The 22,116-nt window shown below is 68.1% G+C and carries 11 protein-coding genes and 2 pseudogenes; 4 read left to right on the top strand and 9 right to left on the bottom strand.

Annotation, left to right across the window (positions count from 1 at the left end):
• Positions 1-16 precede the first annotated feature (16 nt).
• The 3 genes from D7X74_RS43865 to D7X74_RS00980 all read left to right on the top strand — a co-directional run bounded on the left by D7X74_RS43865 (position 17) and on the right by D7X74_RS00980 (position 9,781).
• Positions 17-6,124 carry a kelch repeat-containing protein gene (locus tag D7X74_RS43865; protein ID WP_255424348.1) on the top strand — a complete coding sequence of 2,036 codons (6,108 nt, stop codon included), beginning with the start codon at positions 17-19 and terminating at the stop codon, positions 6,122-6,124.
• Between the two features lie 133 nt (positions 6,125-6,257).
• A complete protein-coding gene (locus tag D7X74_RS00985; protein ID WP_120531004.1) occupies positions 6,258-8,345 on the top strand; it encodes a kelch repeat-containing protein in 2,088 nt (695 codons plus the stop codon).
• Positions 8,346-8,473: 128 nt separating this feature from the next.
• Positions 8,474-9,781, top strand: coding sequence for an Ig-like domain-containing protein (locus D7X74_RS00980; RefSeq protein ID WP_147446422.1), 1,308 nt, complete (start codon positions 8,474-8,476; stop codon positions 9,779-9,781).
• A 225-nt stretch (positions 9,782-10,006) separates the two neighbouring features.
• On the opposite strand, the pseudogene D7X74_RS45170 reads toward D7X74_RS00980, so the two are convergent.
• The 6 genes and pseudogenes from D7X74_RS45170 to D7X74_RS00950 all read right to left on the bottom strand — a co-directional run bounded on the left by D7X74_RS45170 (position 10,007) and on the right by D7X74_RS00950 (position 18,202).
• Positions 10,007-11,422 (bottom strand): annotated as a pseudogene (locus D7X74_RS45170) (IS66 family transposase).
• A gap of 115 nt (positions 11,423-11,537) precedes the next feature.
• Positions 11,538-11,756, bottom strand: a complete 219-nt coding sequence (tnpB, locus tag D7X74_RS00970) for an IS66 family insertion sequence element accessory protein TnpB (protein ID WP_120531002.1) — start codon at positions 11,754-11,756, stop codon at positions 11,538-11,540.
• 560 nt (positions 11,757-12,316) lie between these two features.
• Complete coding sequence (locus tag D7X74_RS42550; protein WP_147446421.1) at positions 12,317-12,724, bottom strand: hypothetical protein; 408 nt, start codon at positions 12,722-12,724, stop codon at positions 12,317-12,319.
• Positions 12,721-17,451: an RHS repeat domain-containing protein gene (locus D7X74_RS00960; RefSeq protein ID WP_158622150.1), complete on the bottom strand. Its 4,731-nt coding sequence runs from the start codon at positions 17,449-17,451 to the stop codon at positions 12,721-12,723. The genes D7X74_RS42550 and D7X74_RS00960 overlap by 4 nt, the downstream gene beginning before the upstream one ends.
• Before the next feature lie 151 nt (positions 17,452-17,602).
• Positions 17,603-17,767 (bottom strand): annotated as a pseudogene (locus D7X74_RS00955) (CHAT domain-containing protein); the annotation flags it as partial.
• Complete coding sequence (locus tag D7X74_RS00950) at positions 17,768-18,202, bottom strand: tetratricopeptide repeat protein (RefSeq protein WP_158622149.1); 435 nt, start codon at positions 18,200-18,202, stop codon at positions 17,768-17,770.
• A gap of 287 nt (positions 18,203-18,489) precedes the next feature.
• Between D7X74_RS00950 and D7X74_RS00945 the strand changes: the two genes are divergently transcribed.
• Positions 18,490-19,092: a hypothetical protein gene (locus D7X74_RS00945; protein WP_120530998.1), complete on the top strand. Its 603-nt coding sequence runs from the start codon at positions 18,490-18,492 to the stop codon at positions 19,090-19,092.
• Positions 19,093-19,181: 89 nt separating this feature from the next.
• Here D7X74_RS00945 and dusA read toward each other — a convergent pair whose 3' ends face one another.
• The 3 genes from dusA to D7X74_RS00930 all read right to left on the bottom strand — a co-directional run bounded on the left by dusA (position 19,182) and on the right by D7X74_RS00930 (position 21,881).
• Positions 19,182-20,183, bottom strand: coding sequence for a tRNA dihydrouridine(20/20a) synthase DusA (gene dusA / locus D7X74_RS00940; RefSeq protein ID WP_120530997.1), 1,002 nt, complete (start codon positions 20,181-20,183; stop codon positions 19,182-19,184).
• Between the two features lie 102 nt (positions 20,184-20,285).
• Positions 20,286-20,825 (bottom strand): hypothetical protein, encoded by a 540-nt coding sequence (locus D7X74_RS00935; RefSeq protein WP_120530996.1) that lies wholly within the window; start codon positions 20,823-20,825, stop codon positions 20,286-20,288.
• An 84-nt stretch (positions 20,826-20,909) separates the two neighbouring features.
• Positions 20,910-21,881 carry a squalene/phytoene synthase family protein gene (locus D7X74_RS00930; RefSeq protein WP_158622148.1) on the bottom strand — a complete coding sequence of 324 codons (972 nt, stop codon included), beginning with the start codon at positions 21,879-21,881 and terminating at the stop codon, positions 20,910-20,912.
• Positions 21,882-22,116: the final 235 nt, after the last annotated feature.

The following is a 22,116-nucleotide window of genomic DNA, read 5'->3' as shown; positions in this document are numbered from 1 at the left end:
CCACGAGGCCTGCCTCATGACAAAGACTTCCACTCGCCTGGGGCTGGCACTCGTGCTGGCACTGCTCGCAGGCTGCTCCGCCTCTTCCTCCGGCAACGGCTCCACCCAGCTCGCCGTCTCCGTGCCCCAGGCGCTCGCCGCCTCCGTGACCCGCATCTCCGTCACCGCCAGCGCCGCCGATTTTTCCTCCGTCTCCGTCGACCTCGCCTCCACCGACGGCGCGTGGGGCGGCGTGCTCGGCAACCTCCCCGCGGGCGCCAACCGGTCCTTCCTCGCCCAGGCCTTCGACACCTCGGGCACCCTGCTCTTCCAGGGCTCCGCCTCCGGCGTCTCCATCGTCGCCAACCAGACGGCCCTCGTCGTCATCACCCTCCAGCAGGTCAACGCGCCGCCTCCCTTCCTCAACGAGGCTCCGCTCATTGACTCCCTGGTGGCCTCTTCCACCTCCGTCACCGCGGGCGGCTCGCTTTCCCTCGTCGCCGCCGCGCACGACCCCAACCCAGGCGACACCTTCTCTTTCGCCTGGTCCTCCACCGCGGGCGCCTTCTCCTCGGCCACCTCGGCCTCCACCTCCTGGACGGCGCCTGCCTCCACCGGCCTCCAGACGCTCACCTTCACCGTGACGGATTCCCAGGGCCTCGCCTCCTCCCTCTCCCTTTCCGTCTACGTCACCGACAGCGGGGCGCAGGGCTCCGCGCTCATCTCCATCTCCCTCAACACCTCACCCCAGGTCACCGCCCTCAACGCGTCCCCCACCCAACTGGCCGTGGGGCAGACCACCTTCGTCTCCGCCGTGGCCTCGGACCTGGATGGCGACAGCCTTTCCTACGCATGGAGCGCCTCCTGCGAGGGCTCCTGGGCCAACGCCTCCTCCAGCTCCGCCCAGTTCACGCCCTCCGCGCTTCCCGCCAGCGCCTGCAACAACTGCGGCCTGACGGTCTCTGTCTCCGACGGACGTGGCAGGCAGAACACCGGCACCGTGGCCCTGTGCGTCCGCGAGACCTCCACCCACCACTTCAATCCCGTCATCGTCTCCTCCTCCAGTTCCTCGAACACCGCCTCTCCCGGGCAGGTGCTCACCTTCCAGGTGACGGCTGGCGATCCCGAGGGCTCCGCGCTCTCCTTCTCCTGGGCGGCCAACACCGGCTCGCCAGGCATCCCGACCCACGGCGCCTCCACGAGCAGCACCTCCTGGACGGCCCCCTCCTGCGTCGATGACGGGGTGACGCCCGTCATCACCGTCACCGTCACCAACGCCTTCGACCTCACGGCCACCCGGAGCTTCCCGGTGACGGGGCTGCCGGTCTGTGGCTCCTCGGAGGAGCACTCCCCTCCCATCATCCTCGCCGCCTCCGGCTCCTCGGACACCGCTTCTCCCGACGAGGAACTCACCTTCATGGTGTTGGCCAGTGACCCCGAGGGCTCCGCGCTCTCCTTCTCCTGGGAGGCCAACACCGGCTCGCTGGGCACACCTGACGATGGCGCCTCCACCAGCGGCATCTCCTGGACGGCCCCCTCCTGTGTCGATGACGGAATGACGCCTGTCATCACCATCACCGTCACCAACGCCTTCAACCTCACGACCACCTGGATCTTCTCGGTGGTGGGGCTGCCGGACTGTGGCTCCTCTGAGGAGCACGCCCCTCCTGTCATCGTTTCCTCCTCCAGTTCCTCGGGCACCGCGTCTCCCACCCAGGTGCTCACCTTCGAGGTGGTGGCCAGCGACCCCGAGGGCTCCTCGCTCTCCTTCGCCTGGACCGCCACCACCGGAGCGCTGGGCACCCCGACCCATGGCGCGTCCACGAGCAGCACCTCCTGGACGGCCCCCTCCTGTGCCGATGACGGGGTGACGCCTGCCATCACCGTCACCGTCACCAATGCCTTCGGCCTCACCGTCACCCGGAGCTTCCCGGTGACGGGGCTGCGCAGCTGTGCCGCCGAGGGCTGGGCCTTGACGGGCGCCCTGGCCTCACCTCGCTACGAGCACACGGCGACGCTGCTGCCCAACGGCAGGGTGCTCGTCGCGGGAGGAAGCCAGGGCGGCTTCCTGGCCACGGCGGAGCTGTACGACCCGGCCTCGGGCACCTGGAGCGAGACGGGCACCATGGCCTCGCCTCGCCTCCTCCACGCCGCCACGCTGCTGCCCAACGGCAAGGTGCTCGTCTCGGGCGGACAGAGCGTTGGCCGCAACCTCTCGGAGGCGGAGTTGTACGACCCGGCCTCGGGCACCTGGAGCACCACGGGCGCCATGGCCTCGACCCGCTATGGCCACACCGCGACGCTGCTGCCCAATGGCAAACTCCTCGTCACCGGTGGCGTCAGCGACGGCGTACGTCTGGAGACGGCGGAGCTGTACGACCCGGCCTCGGGCACCTGGAGCACCACGGGCGCCATGGCCTCGATCCGCTATGGCCACACCGCGACGCTGCTGCCCAATGGCAAACTCCTCGTCACCGGTGGCATCGGCGCGAGCGACTACGAGGCGACGGCGGAGCTGTACGACCCGGCCTCGGGCACCTGGAGCACCACGAGCGCCATGACCGCGCCCCGTGGGTACCACACGGCGACGCGTCTGCCCGATGGCAAGGTCCTCATCGCGGGGGGACAAAGTGGCGGTACCAGCTACCTGGCGACGGCGGAGCTGTACGATCCGGCCTCGGGCACCTGGAGCGCCACGGGCGCCCTGGCCTCGCCTCGCGCCGCCCATACGGCGACGCTGCTGCCCGACGGCAAGCTCCTCGTCTCGGGAGGCATCCGTAGCGGCGGCCTCCTCGCGGAGGCGGAGGTGTACGACCCGGCCACCGCCACCTGGAGGGCTGCCACTTCCATGGTCCTCCCCCGCATCTGGCACACGGCGACGCTGCTGCCCAACGGCAGGGTCCTCGTCGCGGGGGGCTACGATGAGAGCGGCAAGCTCGCGGCGGCGGAGGTGTACCTGCTGCCCGTGGTTGCTTCGCGTGCCACCGCGGGCTGGTCCTCGGGCGCCCTGTCCTCGCCTCGGCTCCGCCACACCGCGACGCGGCTGCCCAACGGCAAGGTCCTCGTCGCGGGGGGTGACGGGAACACCATCCTCGCGACGGCGGAGCTGTACGACCCGGCCTCGGGAACCTGGAGCAAGACCGGCTCCATGACCTCGCCTCGCTCCTTGCACACGGCGACGCTGCTGCCCGACGGCAGGGTCCTCGTCGTGGGGGGGTACGGCGAGAGCACCCCTCTCGAGACGGCGGAGATCTACGACCCGGCCGCAGGCACCTGGAGCACGACGGGCTCCATGGCCGTATTTCGCGACAGACACACGGCGACGCTGCTGCCCAGCGGCAGGGTCCTCGTCGCAGGGGGAACCTATGAGGGCGGCCCCATGGCGGAGGAATACGACCCGACCTCGGGCACCTGGAGCGTGACCGGCGCCATGGCCTCGCGTCGCACCGACCACACGGCGACGCTGCTGCCCGATGGCACGGTCCTCGTCGCGGGGGGAGACAACAACAGGTGGGGCAATAGCCTTGAGACGGCAGAGGTGTACGACCCGGCCTCGGGCATCTGGAGCACCACCGGCGCCATGGCCTCGCCTCGCATGTGGCACACGGCGACGCTGCTGCCCGACGGCAAGGTCCTCGTCTCAGGGGGAAGTGGCTGGGAAAGTGGCCTCTCGGAAGTGTACGACCCGGCCTCGGGCATCTGGAGCGAGACCGGCGCCATGGCCTGGCCTCGCAACTTGCACACGGCGACGCTGCTGCCCGACGGCAAGGTCCTCGTCTCAGGGGGGACCTATGGCGATGGCGGCGTCCTCGCGGAGGCGGAGCTATACGACCCGACTTCGGGCACCTGGAGCGAGACCGGCTCCATGGCCTTGCATCGCTACAGTCACACGGCGACGTTGCTGCCCAACGGCAGGGTCCTCGTCGTGGGACTCGGCGCGGCGGAGCTGTACGACCCGGCTTCGGGCACCTGGAACACACCCGGCTCCATGGTCTCGCCTCGCCAGGCCCACACGGCGACACTGCTGCCCAACGGCAAGGTCCTTGTCGCGGGGGGACACAACGACGATAGCGGCCTCCTCGAGACGGCGGAGGTGTACGACCCGGCTTCGAAAAGCTGGAGAGCCACGGGCGCCATGGCCTCGTCTCGCTCTGGCCACACCGCGACGCTGCTGCCTAGCGGCAAGGTCCTCGTCGCGGGGGGAGCTGGCTGGGAAGGTGGCCTCGCGGAAGTGTACGAGCCGACCTCTGGCACCTGGAGCGCGACCGGCTCCATGACCTGGTCTCGCCTCCGCCACACGGCGACGCTGCTGAACGACGGCAGGGTCCTCGTCTCAGGGGGAACTGGCTCGGAAGGTGGCCCCTCGGAAGTGTACGACCCGGCCTCGGGCACCTGGAGCACGACCGACTCCATGTCCTCGCCCCGTGAGAGCCACACGGCGACGCTGCTGCCCGACGGCAGGGTCCTCGTCGCGGGGGGATGGAGCAACGACGGCGCCCTCGCGACAGCGGAGGTGTACGACCCGAGTTCGGACACCTGGAGCGCGACCGTCTCCATGGCCTCGCCTCGCTCCTGGCATACGGCGACGCTGCTGCCCGACGGCAAGGTCCTCGTCGCAGGGGGAAATGGCTGGGAAGGTGGCCTCGCGGAAGTGTACGACCCGGCCTCGGGCACCTGGAGCGCGACCGGCGCCCTGGCCTCGCCTCACGATGGCCACACGGCGACGCTGCTGAACGACGGCACGGTCCTCATCGCGGGAGGGTATGGCGAGAACGCCCCCCTCGCGGAGGCGGAGGTCTACGACCCGGCCTCGGGCACCTGGAGCAAGACCGACTCCATGTCCTCGCCTCGCGAGGGGCACACAGCGACGCGGCTGCCCAATGGCACGGTCCTCGCCGCGGGCGGATACGACAACTCACGCACCCTTGCGACGGCGGAGGTGTATACGCCCGGAACCGCCAGTAACACCGTGGGTTGGGCCTCGACGGGCGCCATGGCCTCGTCTCGCGTCCTCCACTCAGCGACGCTGCTGAACAACGGCAAGCTCCTCGTCGCGGGGGGAGTCAACGAGAGCGAATTCCTAGCGACAGCGGAGGTGTACGAACCGGCCTCGGGCATCTGGAGCGCGGCAGCCTCCATGGCCTCACCCCGCGCCGGTCACACGGCGACGCTGCTGAACAACGGCAAGCTCCTCGTGTCGGGCGGTTACGACGAGAGCGGCCTCCTCGCGGAAGTGGAGCTGTACGCTCCTGACGCGGGTACCTGGAGCGCGGCGGGCGCCATGGTCTCGCCTCGCCAGGACCACACGGCGACGCTGCTGCCCGACGGCAAGGTCCTCGTCGTGGGAGGGTACGGCGAGAGCACCCTCCTCGCGGAGGCGGAGGTGTACGACCCGAACTCGGGCACCTGGAGCGCCGCCGCTTCCATGGCGTCCCCTCGTCTTCGCCACACGGCGACGCGACTGCCCGACGGCAGGGTACTCGTCTCTGGGGGAGCCAACGACAGCGGCTCGCTTGCGACGGTGGAGGTGTACGAACCGGACGCGGGCACCTGGAGCGTGACGGGCACCATGGCTTCGCCTCGCTCCTCGCATACGGCGACGCGGCTTCCCGACGGAAGGATCCTCGTCGCGGGGGGAGAGGGCGACAGCGGCCTCCTCGAGACGGCGGAGGTGTATGACCCGGCCTCGGGCACCTGGAGTTCTACGGGCCCCATGGCCTCACCCCGCGCCAGCCACACGGCGACGCTGCTGCCCAACGGCAAGGTCCTCGTTTCGGGGGGCTACAGCGAGAGCGGCTACCTGGCGGAATCCGAGATGTACGACCCGGCCTCGGGCACCTGGAACGCAACTGGCGTCATGGCCTCGCCCCGCCTCCTCCACACGGCGACGCTGCTGCCCAGCGGTCAGATCCTCGTCTCGGGGGGATACGATGGCCGCTACCTAGCGACAGCGGAGCTGTGTACGCCCGGAGATTCGAGTGGCTTCGCGGGAGGGGTCTCGACGGGCTCCCTGGCCCCGCGCCGCTCCATCGACCCAGCGACGCTGCTGCCCGACAACAAGCTCCTGCGACGCTATCAGCCCCCTGGCAACGGCGGCGGCGCGGCGACCCGATGGCCGGGCCCTCGTCTCGAGCGGCGCAGGTAGAGACGGCATCCCTGGTGGCGGGGCTCAGTCCACGTACCGAGCCCCGCCAGTCATTGGCTTCAATCCCAGACACATCGCCGGACCCAGCACACGGGGACCGCGGCTTCATTCCCTCAACATCGAGGCTTGCCTCATGACAAAGACTTCCACTCGATTGGGACTGGCGCTCGTGCTGGCGCTGCTCGCGGGCTGCTCCGCCTCTTCCTCCGGTACCGGCGCCACCCAGCTCGCCGTCTCCGTGCCCCAGGCGCTCGCCGCCACCGTCACCCGCATCTCCGTCACCGCCAGCGCCGCCGATTTCCCCTCCGTCTCCGTGGACCTCATCTCCACCGACGGTGCCTGGGGCGGCGTCCTCGGCAACATCCCTGCAGGCTCCAACCGCTCCTTCCTCGCCCAGGCCTTCGACACCTCGGGCACCCTGCTCTTCCAGGGCTCCGCCTCCGGCGTCTCCATCGTCGTCAACCAGATGGCACTCGTCGTCATCACCCTCCAGCAGGTCAGCGCTCCGCCTCCCTTCCTCAATGCGGCCCCGCTTATCGACTCCCTGGTGACCTCTTCCACCTCCGTCGCCGCGGGCGGCTCGCTCTCTCTCGTCGCCGCCGCGCATGATCCCAACCCGGGCGACACCCTCTCCTACGCCTGGTCCTCCTCCTCGGGCGCCTTCTCCTCGGCCTCCTCGACCTCCACCTCCTGGACGGCGCCTGTCTCCTCCGGCCTCCAGACCCTCACCTTCACCGTGACGGACGCCCAGGGCCTCTCATCCGAGAAGTCCCTTTCCGTCTACGTCACCGCCGACGGGGAGGAGCACTCGAATCCCATCATCGTTTCCTCCTCCAGTTCCTCGGACACCGCTTCTCCCGGCCAGGAGCTCACCTACGAGGTGGAGGCCAGCGATCCCCAGGGCTCCGCGCTCTCCTTCTCCTGGCACGTCAATGCCGGCTTGCTGGGCATCCCGACCCACGGTGCCTCCACGAGCAGCACCTCCTGGACGGCGCCCTCCTGTGTCGAGGCGGGCGCCCCCCCTGTCATCGCCGTCACCGTCACCAACGCCTTCAACCTCACGGCAACCCGGAGGTTCTCGGTGGCGGGGCTGCCAGGCTGTGCCAGCACGGGTTGGGCCCTGACCGGCGCCATGGCCTCACCTCGCAGTGGCCACACGGCGACGCTGCTTCTCAACGGCAAGGTCCTCGTCGTGGGAGGGTACGGCGAGAGCACCCTCCTCGCGGAGGCGGAGGTGTTCGACCCCGCCTCGGGCACCTGGAGCGACACCGGCCCCTTGGCCTCGGCTCGCTATGGCCACACGGCGACGTTGCTGCCCAACGGCAAGGTCCTCGTCGCGGGGGGAGATTCCGAGAGCGATACCCTCGCGACGGCGGAGGTGTACGACCCGGCCTCGGGCACCTGGAGCGACACCGGCTCCATGGCCTCACCTCGCAGCAGCCACACGGCGACGCTGCTTTCCAACGGCAAGGTCCTCGTCGCGGGGAGAGATTCCGAGAGCGGCGGCATGGCGGAGGTCTACGACCCGGCCTCGGGCACCTGGAGCGCGACCGGCTCCATGGCCTCATATCGCAGTGCATCCACGGCGACGCTGCTGCCCAGCGGCAAGGTCCTCGTCACGGGCGGTTTGGGCGCGAGCGGATTCCTCGCGACGGCGGAGGTGTACGACCCGGCCTCGGGCACCTGGAGCAGCACTGGCTCCATGGCCTTCACGCGCTATGGCCACACGGCGACGCTGCTTCCCAACGGCAAGGTCCTCGTTTCAGGGGGAGGCGGTAGCGGAGACCTCCGCGCGAAGGCGGAGGTGTACGACCCGGCCTCGGGCACCTGGAGCACGACGGGCTCCATGGCTTGGCCTTGCTACGACCACACGGCGACGCTGCTGAACGACGGTAGGGTCCTCGTCTCGGGGGGCTACGGCGAGAGCGACCTCCTCGCGACGTCGGAGGTGTACGACCCGGCCTCGGGCACCTGGAGCGACACCGGAGCCCTGGCCTCGCCTCGCGGTGGCCACACGGCAACGCTGCTGCCCAACGGTCAGGTCCTCGTCGCGGGGGGAGAAGGCACCTTTGGCGACATCCACGCGACGGCGGAGGTGTCTACGTTCGAAACTGCCAGGCCCCCCGTGCGTTGGGCCTCTACGGACGCCCTGGTCCCACCACGTGATGGCGGCGGTGCTGCTCCCCACGGGACTCGTCCTCGTCTCAACGGGCGCAGGTAGGGACGACATCCCTGGCGGCGGAGCAGCACACGCATCAGGCCTCGCCAGTCATTGGCTTCAATCGCAGACACATCGCCCCCCGACGCACGGGGGCCGCCCTCATTTCATCAACCGCAAGGAATTGCCTCATGAAAAAACCCTCCATGCACCTGCTGCTCGCGCTCACGCTGGCGCTGCTCGCGGGCTGCTCCGCCTCTTCCTCCGACACCGGCTCCACCCAGCTCGCCGTCTCCGTGCCCCAGGCGCTCGCCGCCTCCATCACCCGCGTCTCCGTCACGTCCAGCGCAGCCGATTTCCCCTCCGTCTCCGTGGACCTCGCGTCCTCCAACGGCGCCTGGGGCGGCGTCCTCGGCAACATCCCTGCGGGCGCCAACCGCTCCTTCCTCGCCCAGGCCTTCGACACCTCGGGCACCCTGCTCTTCCAGGGCTCCGCCTCCGGCGTCTCCATCGTCGCGAACCAGACGGCCCTCGTCGCCATCACCCTCCAGCAGGTCGACGCGCCGCCTCCCTTCCTCAATGCGGCCCCGCTCATCGACTCCCTGGTGACCTCTTCCACCTCCGTCGCCGCGGGCGGCTCGCTCTCCCTCATCGCCGCCGCGCACGACCCCAACCCGGGCGACACCCTTACCTACGCCTGGTCCTCCACCGCAGGCGCCTTCTCGTCGGCCTCTTCGGCCTCCACCTCCTGGACGGCACCTGCCTCCACCGGCCTTCAGACACTCACCTTCACCGTCACGGACCCCGGCGGCCTCTCCACCCTCTTCTCACTGACCATCAATGTCCTGTCTGGTGGCGGGCAGGGGGATGCGCAGCTCTCCATCGCCTTCAACTCCTCGCCCCGCGTCGCCGCCCTTACCGCGACCGCCTCTCAATTGGCCGTGGGGCAGACCACCTCCGTCTCTGTCTCAGCCTCGGACCTGGATGGCGACGGCCTCTCCTACGCATGGAGCGCTTCCTGCGAGGGCGCCTGGACCCATGCCTCCTCCAGCTCCGCCCAGTTCACGCCCTCCGCGCTCCCCGCCGGCTCCTGCAACAACTGTGAGCTCACCGTCGCTGTCTCCGACGGACGTGGCGGGCAGACCACCGGAACCGTGGCACTGTGTGTTGCCAATACCTCTCCGGCCCCCAACCACCTCCCTCCCCTCATCATCCACACCTACCGCTCCTCGGACTCCGCCTCCGCGGCACAGGTGCTCACGTACGAGGTGGTGGCCAACGATCCCGAAGGCTCCGCGCTCACCTTCTCCTGGGCCGCCAACACCGGTTCGCTGGGCGCACCCGCCAGTGGCCCCTCCAACAGCCGCATCACCTGGACGGCTCCCTCCTGTGTCACCGGGGGCACTCCCACGCTCATCACCACCACTGTCACCAACGCCTTCAACCAGACGGCCACCCAGAGCTTCGCGGTGACGGGGCTGTCGAGCTGTACCCCCTAGTCCTATGACCGGGTGAAGTCCGTGGGTTGGTAATGGAACTTCGCTCGGGCCTTCGGCACGGTAAATCGCCAGCGAATCCGGAGCTTCTGGCGATTGGCCCACTTCTGCCATGCCTGCGTTTCGCATTGGAGCTTGGTAACCGTCCGACCAACGACGTGCCGGATCGACGGAAGGCGGACGGCTGGCGTGCACGGCACGAGCCGTGACGGATGGAGACGCGAGGCTTCAGGCCGCGTCGGCAGCGCGCAGTCGCTTCCACTCGTGCGGCAGCAGCTCCGCGATGCGGGCATTCGGGTGCGTCTGGACGCGCAGCAGCACGTCGGCGAGGTAGTCCTCGGGATTGACGCCATTGGCCTCGCAGGTGGCGACGAGGGCGTAGAGGCCGGCGAGGTTCTCGCCCGCGGCTTCGTGGCCGACGAAGAGAAAGTTCTTCCTGCCCAGGGCCGCTTTTCTCAGCGCCGCCTCGCTGCGGTTGTTGTCCAAGGGCAGGCGCTCGTCGGAGACGAAACGGGTGAGCGCGTCCCACTGTTTTCGAGCGTAGGAGAGGGCCTGCCCCAGCGGCCCCTTGGGCAGGTGGCGCGGGGCCTGCTCCTCCAGCCCGGCACGCAGCGCGGCGAGGACAGGCGCGCTGTGCTGCAGTCGCAGCTCTCGGTGGGCTTCTGCGCGCACGAGGCCCGCGTCGCGGGCCTGCGCCTCCACGCGGTAGAGGGCGAGGATGAAGTCCAAGGCCTCACGGGCTTCCGGCGCGGTGGGAAGCGCGTCGAAGAAGCGGCGGCGCACGTGCGCCCAGCAGCCGACGCGCACGCGCCCTTCGGGCAGCGTCACCGCGTTGTAGCCCGTGTACGCGTCCGCCACGAGGGCGCCCCGGGTGCCGCCCAGCACGTCCTTGGGCGTCGTGCTGGCGCGCCCCAAGCTGAAACGGTAGCCCACCAGCCACTCGCCCTTCGGCGTCTGGGTAAGGAGGTCCAAAGTTAGCCTTGGCGCGTCTTCTTCACGTCCAGCACGCGAAGCGGCGTCTCGTCGGCCCACACCACCTCGGCGGCCGCAATGCCTTGCAAGAGGTGCGACGAGAGAGGCCGCGCCACCGAGGCGGCCTGGTGGAAGAGGTCCGTCAGTGTGCTGCGATGCATGGGCACACGGGCCCTTTCAATCCGCTGCGCCAACCGGTGGAGGGGCATGGCGTCGGCGCATTTGGACGTCACCACGTGCGCCAGGAAGCCTGGGCCGTACTCGCCCCGGTCCACCACCTTCTGGGGGGCGGGCGCTGTCACCACGCCCTGGCCGCAAGCGCACGCAAGGGCCTCCTGGATGTGCACCTGGCGCTCGAAGAAGGCGGGCACGTACTCGTACACCACCGAGGTGCGGCCCTGTCCCAGCGGCTTCAAGTCCTCGCTGCCGCACGCTGGGCAGTGCCGCGATTCGGGCGGCACCGCGTGCCGCACCTCGCGCGTCGGGGCCTCCACGGCCTTCCGGGCCGCGCGCTCCCGGCGCTTCGCCAGGGAGGCCTCGGCTTGTGCCGCTTGCTGCCCGGGGTTTCGTGCCTCGCCTCTCAGCTGCTGGGCGACAGGCGGTAGCTCCTTCCGTCTTCTTGCCAAAGACGCGCCGCTCCAGCGCGGCCATCTTCGACTCCAGCGACGTCATCCGCTCGCGAAGCTCCTCGGCCTCCTCACGCCAGGGGCAGAAATGGTCGAGGGGGAGGACTCTGGGCACCCGCTCTCAACGACGCGCCGGGTAGGGCATTCACGACGTGACGTGCTCAGCTACCTGTACGCCCCGGGGGCGCCCAGGCAGGCTGGCGCTTCACCTCGGCCACGTCGATGCCGTCCAGCAGCATCGCCAGCTGCGTGGCGTCCAGCGTCACCGCCTTCGCCTCCGCCTCCACCCGGGGCAGCCGGAAGCGGCCCGTCTCCAGCCGCTTGTAGAGCAGCACGAAGCCGCCCCGGCTCCACGTCAGCACCTTGATGCGGTCGCCCACGCGCGACGTACGCCACGTCGGTGCCCACCGCGAAGCGCACCCGCGCTCCGCTCGCCGCCATCACCTCCACCACCGGCTCGGCCGCTGCTGTCGCCGTCGCCACCTGCACCGGTAACAGACGCACCGGCTCACCTCGCGCCGGCTCGGCCCGTCGCCTCCGGTACACCCACGACTGCAACGTGCTCAGCCTCACGCTCCGCGCCAACGCGAACTCCTGCTGCGTCTGCCCGCTGGACTCAAAGGCTTCCGCGATGCGCGCCCACTCCGGCTTCTCCACCTGCTTCGCCATGCCCGGAAGCGTCCGCCGTGCACCACTACCCCGGCAATCCCTCACGGCACGTCCTTGGCCGGACGGTTACGCAGCACCCGCACCGACTCACGTCCCCGGTGCGTCAGCGACTCCAGCGCTACCCTGTCCGCCTGCTTCAACTTCACCCCTCCGGCTTCGCGCGTATTCCCTCATGCACGAGCAACACCCAGATAGCCCGCACATGAACCTCCTCCCGGTCAAAGGACTGGGCCGTGGCATCCAGGAAACCAACGTCTCCCGTTCGCCGCTTTCAGCCGGATTCGAACTCCCGCTGCAACTTCTGGACTACCTTCTTGAATGAGTTGACGGTTTCCAAGCGCCCCTCGCTGAGATCGTCATGGAAGAAGTCCACGAAGAACTCCTCCGGCCACAAAAGAAGTGAGCCATCTTCATCTTGACGGACGCGCCAATATTCCGAGGCCCGGTTGTCAATAACATTGAACAAACAGGCCGGAACACTGCGGCACACATCAAAGCCATTAAGGATCTGATATTCGGCCCCTCCGCCATAGGGCTCAGTCGGCAGACTAAAGGTGAGTGCAAGGACGAGGTAATCACTGCCTATTTGCAGCTGATATGACGTTGAATGGCCTTGAGCTATTCGCAGCAGGATTTTCTGCTCGTCACTCAACTTGTCAGCAATGCACCTGACCATCATGGCATACCTTCATCCCTGAGCTTGGTCTTCAGTTCTACGACTTGTCCCGTGACTTGATTCTGAGCGGCATGCGTTTCAATTTTTGTTCCATCCTTAGCGACATGATTTCCACCTGAAACTTTCTGCCAGTCGGTTGCGTTGCCTCCGTGCTGGCTTCCCAGTCGAGGCGCATCACGATATGGCGTCTTCGTTCCCGCCCCTGCGATGACCTCTCCCTTACCTGCAAGTATCTTTGATGTCTGCGCTGAGCTTGCGAGTGACTTCTCAAGGTTTACGCCTTGAGCCAAGGATCGAGCTTCCGTACTTACTATCGCGCTTCTGCTGCCGCCCGTTATACCGCCCATGAAGCCGAAGGCTGCAGATTCAGCCGCAGCGCCAAGAACACCGTTTGCTCCCCCCCATTGGACATTCCCAGTGGAGAGATATTGATCCAACGCGTTCAGGCCGCCCCCAACAGCCCCGGCGATGGCCATGGGGGGAAGGAGTGCGAGCAGAACAGGATTGCGCCCATCGGGATCAATGAACCGATATGGGCTGTTGTTGGCGTAGGAGTAACGATTGAAAGCACTCCCCGTATTACTGTCCGTGATCACTGGATCAATGCTCAAGAACCGCGCCGCCACCGGGTCGTAATACCGCTGCTGCATATAGACCAGGCCGGTGTCGCTGTCGTTCACATGCCCCGTGAAGCCGAGGGTCGGCTCCGCACCGCTGTGCGTCAGGCCATACGGTTCATAGAAGGTCCGGCTCTGAATCGTGCGCGCCGAATCCGTGCGCGCCACCACACTGCCCAGGCCATCGGTATGCACGTAGGACACGCCGATATCGGCCAGGAGCGTGCCGCCCAGGTACACATACCTGCTTTCCACGGGCGCCGAGGCTCCCACCGCGGTCATTCCGTAGAGCAGTTGTCCATCCTGCGTGTAGAGCTGGAGCTGCGTCTGGTTGCTGCCATCGGTCTTGACGATCTTGATTCGCCGACCGCGCCCATCGTACGCGTAGGCCGCCTTCCCGGTGGCTGACGTCATGCGGTTGGCCAGATCGAACGCATAGGCCTGCCCGCCGCGCTTCACGATGTTTCCACCGCTGTCATAGGTGTAGCCGAAGCTGTACGACGCGGCATTGCTGCTGATGCTGGTCAAGCGGTTGCGTGCATAGTCGATGGCGTGCGTGCTCGTGCGCGCCGTCGCGCCCGAGGTGACCGTGGTCGAAACGATGTTGTCGAGCGCATCGTTGCCGTAGGTGACATCACCCCACCGCCCAGGTGCACCGACCCGACTCAGGCGGTCGAGCGCGTCGTAGGCCATGTAGCGCGAGTTGGGGCCCTCGAGATCTTCAATGGCAATGACGTTGCCGTTCTCGTCATAGCTGTAGACATCATCCAGCACGCCCGTGTCGCTGACCCGCTCCGGCAAGCCGCGTACCGTCTGCGTCATCGTATGGACGATGCCGTTGGCGTAGGTGAAGCCGGCAATGGCCCCGCTGGGGTGATAGGTGATGGAGCTGGCGTAGCCGCTCACCCCGCTCGGTTCGCCCAGCGCATTGGGGCTGTAGGTGATGGCCGTGCGCGCCGTATCAGGGTAGGTCAGCTTGAGCAGTGACGCGTTGGCGTCGTAGGCGCGATGGATGAGGTACGTCCGGCCGCCGTAGTCGAGCTTCTCCTCTTCCAGCAGACGGCGGCGATTGTAGGTGTTGGTCCAGGCCGCGCCGTTGGACGTGTTCGTCAGCGGCAAACCGTCAGCCGTATAGGTTTGCGTGATGGACGGGCTGCCGTCGCCGAAGAGCGTGCTCGTCATGCGATTCAACCCATCGTAGTCGTACGTGATCTTCCTGGAGGGCATGACACTGGCGCTGTCGCAGTTGCCTGGCGACGGCAAGGCCAGGCCACCGGCGCGCCAGGCGATGTTGCCGGCCGCATCGTAGGCTTGCACGGTGGCGCCGGTCTCGGGCTCGATCGTCTTGCACAGGCGCTGATGGGCGTCGTAGACGTAGTTGCGCTTGGAGAAAACGCCGCCCACGCCACGGATGATGGCTGTCGTCCGCCCGAACACGTTGCGCGCAATCGTCGCCGTCAGTCCATACGGCTGCACGATGGTGGCCGGAGCCGCTTCCGATGGCTGGTCGAGTGCCCAGAATCGGGTGTCGGACACCTCGCCGCGCGCATTGGTCACGCGCCGCACGAAGCCGTTCAGGTAGTCGGTGGAGGTCGTCAGGTCTCCCAGTTCGCTCGCCGTGGTGATGCTGATGACACGGCCCAGCGCATCGTAGACCGTGTTGGCGCCGTCAGGGCTCTCGCTGATGTCACTGATGCTTCGCTGCGGATACGACTCGAAGGTGGGCTTGCCGTTGAAGTCGAAGCGGCGCAGGACCATGCGGCGCGTGCCCTCCTCGTCGCCTGTGTCGAAAGTGCGCGTCAGCAGCGGGCGGAACAAGGCATCCAGGTAGGTGACCTTGCGCGCGTTGCCTGTCGACACCGTCTGGCGCCAGTGCCCTGCGGGCAGGCCGTACTCATCGGTATCAACGGGTTCCAGCACCATCGAGGTGGCATTCCACGCCACCGTATCGCCGACCGGATACGTGATGAGATTGAGCCTGCCCATCGCATCGTAGCCGTAGCTGGTCGAAAAGCCCGCCGCGTCGGTGGTGGACATGATTTGACCGATGCTGTTGATGACCGAGCTCTCGGTCGCGCCGGTCGGATAGTGGGTGTTCTGCGGCAGGCCTGCCTTGTAGTTCGAAAACGTGGTCGTCTGGTTCCTGCCATCCTTGCGACTGGCCAGCGTGCCGTCCGGGTGGTACGTCAGCGTCTCATCCAGCACGCCAAAGCTGCTGGCCGTCGTCAGCGCCGCGGAAGTCGGGTGATAGGTGTTCAACGCCATCACCTTGCCAGTGCTGCTCTCCGTCACAGTGGCAACCTGTCCCAGCACCCACGCCCCAAGGTTGTCGCTGTAGGTCGTCGTCTCGCCACGGCCATAGCCCAGGCTGTTGGAGCGGGTGACGGACGTAGGGCGGGCGAAGGTGTCGAAGCCGTTCGCGGTCCACTGGAACGTCACGCCCTGCTGCGTGATGACCTGCTGGTCGACCGGCATGATGCGGGCGAGCAGGTCGCCGTCGCCGAGGCTGTAGCTGCCAGCGCCGGCACGCAGGGGGTAGGGCCCTGCGCCCGGCGCCCGGTAGCGCATCGTCCTGGTGCTCAGCGCGGTGTTGCCATTCCAGCCGGTGTCGACCCTCTGCAACTGGCCTTCCGTGACGTTGTAGCTGTTGCCGAAGGTGTACCGCGTCACGTCGTTGCGGGAGTCGACCACCGTCACCGTCTTGGTCGACGGGCAGCCGGCGCCGCAGGGCTCCCAACTGGCATTGGGCGGGCCATAACCGTAGGTCCAGGCCATGCTGGCCACGCCCGGACCCTCAATGGCCTTGCGGGTCAGCGCATAGCTGTAGAAATAGCGCGGAATCAACGCGTACATGGCGCCGCCCGTGATGATGCGACACTGCTTCTCCACATTGGAGCGACCGTGCACGGTGGGCGTCAGCGTGAAGCTGCCGCGCGCGCCCGACGGATGACGCATGGTGCCCGTGACCTCGTACGGATTGAGGTACGCCGGATCCTCACACGAGGCGGCGCTCAGGAACATGAGCTCCTCTGACAGCGGGTCCGTGCCGCTGAAGTCCCAGCTCGTCTGGTCTGGCAGCGTCACCCGATGCAGGTCGGCAATGCCATGATTGGAATCACGATAGCTGTAGTTCCAGGTGCGGACTCCGTCCGAGACCGAGGTGATCAGGTTGGGACTTCTGGCCTCGTTGTAGAACAGTTGAAGGACGCGCCCGTCGCTTCCGCTGATCGTCGTGACGTTTTCGGGATGGGTGGCATCGTAGGTGTATTGCACCGTGTTGCCGAAGCGGTCGGTGATGAGCGTCGGCAGCAGCCACACTTCCTGGCGGGTCAGGATGTAGTGATCGGCGGCCAGCGGCGTGGGGCTTGGCGTGGGTGAGCCGGTCCGTGTCGGGGTGTCGTCGCCGCGCAGCCTGAGGGAATCAAGCGACTTGGTCAGGCCCTTGGCCGAGTAGGTCACGAGCTGATCGAAGCGGTACTTCGTCCCATCGGGCGAAATCACCAGGAAGCCTTCGCCCAGGGTGGTGCTGTTGGCCAGCGTCGGCAGGCAACGGGCCGACCAGAACTTGCTGGTGACCACCGGGTAGTCCTCCACCGGGCCCGGCGCGGCGGTGTTGTCCGGACTGCGCAGCAGCAATTGCTGATCGCCCTGGCCAGGAACGTAGAGGAAGTTGCCCTGCCAGAACTCCTCGGGGTCCCAATGGCCGACGTTGGCGCCGCCCGCGACCGCCCACGGCGCGCCGAAGCTGCTGCAGCGAGCCTGGGTGCCGTCGGCGGCCCTCCATCCATCCCTGCGGGAGAACATGCCGTGGAGGTGCGGGATGTCGAGCTGCCATCTGCCGAAGGGCCGGACACTCGGAGAGTAGGTGTTGGTGATCAACCTGCGCCCGACTGCGACCGGCAGCTTGCTGTTGCCGGGCAGGCTGACGTCGGTCTGCGTGAATTCCAGCTGTCCGTTGTAGAGGTTGATCTGGTCGCCGAACAGGTCGGTGCCGATTGCAGCGACCGCATTCGGCGCCTTGACGGCCTTCGACAGCTCCGCATACGTCGTGGTTTCCTGCGCCTGTGCCACGGCCGCGCAGAGGACGAGCAAGGCGATGGCGGCGTGGCGCATGGGCAGGGAACGCGCCAGCAGTGAATGGACGTAGTAACGGGCAGGCCAGGGGCGGTGCATAAGGCAATGAGCCGCCCAGGTGGAAAACAATGCAGGAAATCCGCTGGCCGCTGGAGGGACTTCGAAGTGCCCGGGCGCACTCGGCCTGCCGTCAAGGGTGTGGGCCCAACGCACGCAGCGGTGTGTCCCGGCCCACGACGATGAAGGGGGCCCAGAAGTGGGGATGGGGCCGGAGCTTCCGGAATGCGCGCATGGCCTCCCGCAGCGCCGTGGCCCGCCCCTGCCCCGCCCACAGGCTCATCACCACCGTCTCCGCTCACGCCATGACGAGGAGATGGTCCTTGCCGAAGGCCACCTCCCGAATGGCCAGCGAGCGTGTGTAGAGCAGCTCGGCCTGGACGTTCATCCCCTGGTCCGAATAGAGGTTGGCGAGGCTGTTGAGTGATGGGGCAACGAGGGGATGATTCCCTCCGAAGTCCGCCTCCCGGTTGGAGAGCCCCCGTTGAAGCAGTAGCTCGGCTCGGGCGAAGTCCCCCTGATGCAAGTGCATCTTGCCAAGAAGCTCCAGGCGGTCGGCGACGTCTGGATGCAAGCCCCCGAGCACTGCCTCCCGCAGCGCGAGCGCATGTTCGAACCGCGCTGCGGCCTCCGCGCAGCTGCCAGCATGACCGAGGGCCTTCCCCTCGTCATAGGCGTTCTGCGCCTCTGGCAGCCGTGCGTCGCGCAGTACAGGACGGCCACAAACATCCACCAAACACCTGCCGCATGGTTCCCCCTTCCATCACCCAACGCCTGCCATCGTATGCGCAATGACCGCCTGCGGCGTGGAACTGCGCGCGCCACCGCGGCCCGAAGATCTTGTGCATCGATTAATTCCTCGTCGGCTCTTTCAATTTGAGGGGGATTTGCTCGGACCCACGAAGTGAAGCCGGGACGAGCCGAACACCTGCTCATGCGGCACCCGTACGACAACGCCTTTGGCACTCAACGACTTGCGTGCCGAATGGCTTCCATCCAATGAAAACCCAGGAGAACGCAATGATGAAGCGACTGTCGATGGTCTCTGGACTCATGCTTGCCATCACGGGGTGCGGAGGGCTCGCTGAGAGCGAGGAGATGAACCCGACCACTGACGCGAAGGGGCTCGCACGCACCGCGGCGCACTGTGTCGCCCAGACGGCCGCGCAGCCGAAGGGGCAGCCCCTGGCGCAGAGTGCCGCGCCGACCCGGGTCGACTGTTTCGACACCTTCGCGGATTCGATCGCCTTCGCGAGCAAGGGGAGCGTTCAGCTCTCCGCCCAGGCCAAGCCCGCGGACCTCAAGCAGGAGGACGTGGACCAGATGGCCAGCCTGGCGACGTATGTCATCGGCGTCGTGTACGAGCACGACTACTACGGTGGCGCCTCGTTCACCTTCACGAGCGACGTTTCCTGCGTGGGCTGGAACCACGGCGCGCCGAACCTCGCCGCGTATGGTTGGGACAACTTCATCTCGTCCTCGCTGTCCTACTCGGGGTGCAACAACACGTACTTCTACGAGAACCCCAACTACACGGGTGCGATCGTGAACTGCGGTACGGGCTGCGGACAGGTCGGAGCGGCGATGAACGACCGCGCCTCGTCCATCATCTGGACCCAGTAACGCGTCAAGCATTGGGGGAGAAATGAAGCGGCCGGCCTCTCCTCGGAGAGGCCGGCCGTGGGCGCCCCGGCAAAGACACACACCGGCTGTCAGGCCACGGCCTGGAGCGCCGCTTCGCGCGGCACCTTCGCGGCGGCGGCGAGCACCACCTCCGGGCCCGCGCCGTCCTGGTGGGCGTTCTCGCTCAGGTGCCGGCGCCACGCGCGCGCGCCCGGCAGGCCCTGGAAGAGCCCCAGCATGTGCCGGGTGATGGCGCCCAGCGGCGCGCCCTGGCTTCGCTGCGCTTCGATGTACGGCAGCATCGCGTCCACCACCTCATGCCGCGTGGGGGGCGCCTGCGTGCCGCCGAAGAAGCGCCGGTCCGCGTCTGCCAGCACATAGGGCGACTCGTAGGGCGCCCGGCCCATCATCACGCCGTCCACGCGGGGCAGGTGTTCGGCCGCCGCGTCCAGCGTCTTCACCCCGCCGTTGAGGCTGATGTCCAGGTGGGGGAACTCCTGCTTCAGCCGGTACACCAGGTCGTACCGCAGCGGCGGCACGTCCCGGTTCTCCTTGGGACTCAGGCCCTTCAGCCACGCCTTGCGCGCATGCACGATGAAGCGCGTGCAGCCCGCCTGCGACACGCGCCGCACGAAGTCCTCCAGCGTCGCCCACTCCTCCATGTCGTCAATCGCGATGCGCGACTTCACCGTCACCGGGATGCGCACCGCCTCCCGCATCGCCGCAACGCCCCGGGCCACCAGGTCCGGCTCCGCCATCAGGCACGCGCCGAACCGGCCGGACTGCACCCGGTCGCTGGGGCAGCCCACGTTGAGGTTGATCTCGTCGTAGCCCCACTCCTCGCCGATGCGCGCGGAGGCCGCCAGGTCCTCCGGCTCCGAGCCGCCCAGTTGGAGGGCGACGGGGTGCTCGGCCGGCGTGAAGCCCAGCAGGCGGTCGCGCTTGCCGTGCAGCACCGCGCCCGTGGTCACCATCTCCGTGTAGAGCAGGGTGTGGCGCGTAATCTGACGGAAGAAGTACCGGCAGTGCCGGTCCGTCCAGTCCATCATCGGCGCGACACACAGCGGCATGGGATAGGCCAGGGCAGTCATCTCCCCTTCCCTATCCGGAATCCCGCCTTCCGCCCAGAGGCCTCCCGGAGGGCCCCCCCAACCCCTCCGGAAGCAGGCGGCCACGCGGGCCGCCCGGGTCACTCAAGCGGCGGGACTCAGCACCACGCCCTGCTCCGCCAGCCACGCGTCCACCAGCCGCTGGCCCGCGTCCGTCAACGTGAAGCCCAGCCCGGCCCACTGCTGGCCGTTGAGCATCACCACCTGCCCCAGCGCCCGCCCGAACGCGGACTCCGGCGCCACCCGCTTGAGCAACGCCCCCGCGTAGTGGTGCAGGAACAGGTCGAAGTTCTTCGCGAAGTCCGGGTGCCCCGGAATCGAATCACTGCGCGTGTCCGCCGCCACGTCATAGCCCCGGATGAAGCCGCCAAACCCCAGCACCTCCACCAGGAACGCGTGCATCCGCGCCTGCCCCCGCACCCGGCCCGGCAACCACCGCTCCGGCCCCGTCGCCGTCTGGAACGTCCACAGCCCGCGCTGACGCGTGGCGGCGAAGGGCAGCCCCCCCGACTCCAGGCCCTCCCGCGCCACCCGCAGCGCGCGGTGCTGCACCCGGGCGGGCGCCGCGTCCGAACGCGCGGGGAAGTACACGATGACCGCCGGGGACGAGCGGGCGCAGTTCATGGGGGCGGCACTCCAGAGGGGGAAACACCAACATTGGAATTATCCGATGCAGGCGCCTTGGAGTTGCGGCCTTCCCAACGCTTTTCAGGGACCTCCGGGCACGGGGCCAGCGAGGGCCTCCACGGCCTCCGGGAGCTGGCCCCGCTCCAGCGCGGCCTGGAGCGCGTCCATCTGCGCGTGCACCACGGCGCGGGACACCTTGGCGCCGGCGCCGTCGCGGATCAGCAGCTCCAGCGTGGCCTGCGCCAGCAGCAGGGGCAGCGTGGTGAAGGCGAGCACGTCCCGGGGGGCGCCCGCGCCGTAGAGGGCTCGCACGTAGCGGGCCGCCGCGACCAGGTCCTCCCCCGCCAGCCGCTCCACGTCCTGGATCTGCACGTCCGCGGGCAGCAGCGCGCGCCCTTCCTGCCGGTCCTGCCGCACGTCCTTGAGGATGTTGACCAGCTGCAGACCCTCGCCGAACAGCGGCGCCAGCGCGCGCAGGTTCGGCGAGTAGGGCGCGAGGCGCGGATCCAGGACGAACAGGTCCGTGAGCAGCTCCCCCACCAGCCCCGCCACGATGTAGCAATAGTCACGCAGCGCCTGGAGCGAGTGCAGGGTCAGCAGGCCCTCCGTGGTGGCGCCCGCGAGCACCTCGCGCATGCCCTGCACCGTCTTCAACACGAAGTGGCGCAGGATGGCGCCGGCCTCCGTGCGCAGCGCGTCCAGGCTCGCCAGCAGCGCGGGGGTGCGCTTCAGCAACTCCAGGTAGCCCGCGTTCTCCGTGGGGCGGCGCGACAACCAGCCTTGCACCATGGCCTCGGCATCCGCCTGGGGGTCCTCCTGGAGCAGCGCTTCGAAGCCGGCCAGGGCCTCGCGCCGCTCCTCGCGCGACCAGGGGGCGGCGTCCTCCAGCGTGTCCGCGACGCGCAGGAGCAGGTAGCCCAGGCCCACCTCGCTGCGCAGGGGCTCGTCGAGGAGCGGGATGGCGAGCGCGAACGTGCGGCTGGTGCGCTCGAGGAAGTCCGCCAGCTCGTCGTCCCGGAGCGGCAGGGCTGTCACCAGGGAAGCGTCACTCAAGGAACCGTCCTTCGCGAAGGGGCGCGCTCCGCCCGGGCCCGTGACTGCCACAAGCCGCGCGTCGACACACGCGCGAACGTGAAGGACCCGCGCGGCCTCGCACCGCGCGGGCCCGGGGGCGGACGCCGCGTCACAGCCGGGACCGCCGCCCGGAGCGGGACACCGGAAGGGAGCCTCCCGGTGTGCCGCGCCCCCCAGGCGTACTTCAGGGGGCCGGGGCGACGGTGGGCTTCGG

It is taken from the genome of Corallococcus sp. CA047B (assembly GCF_003612065.1).
In the GTDB taxonomy this organism is placed as follows: Bacteria; Myxococcota; Myxococcia; order Myxococcales; family Myxococcaceae; genus Corallococcus; species Corallococcus praedator.
This window is presented reverse-complemented; position numbering and strand designations above follow the sequence as displayed.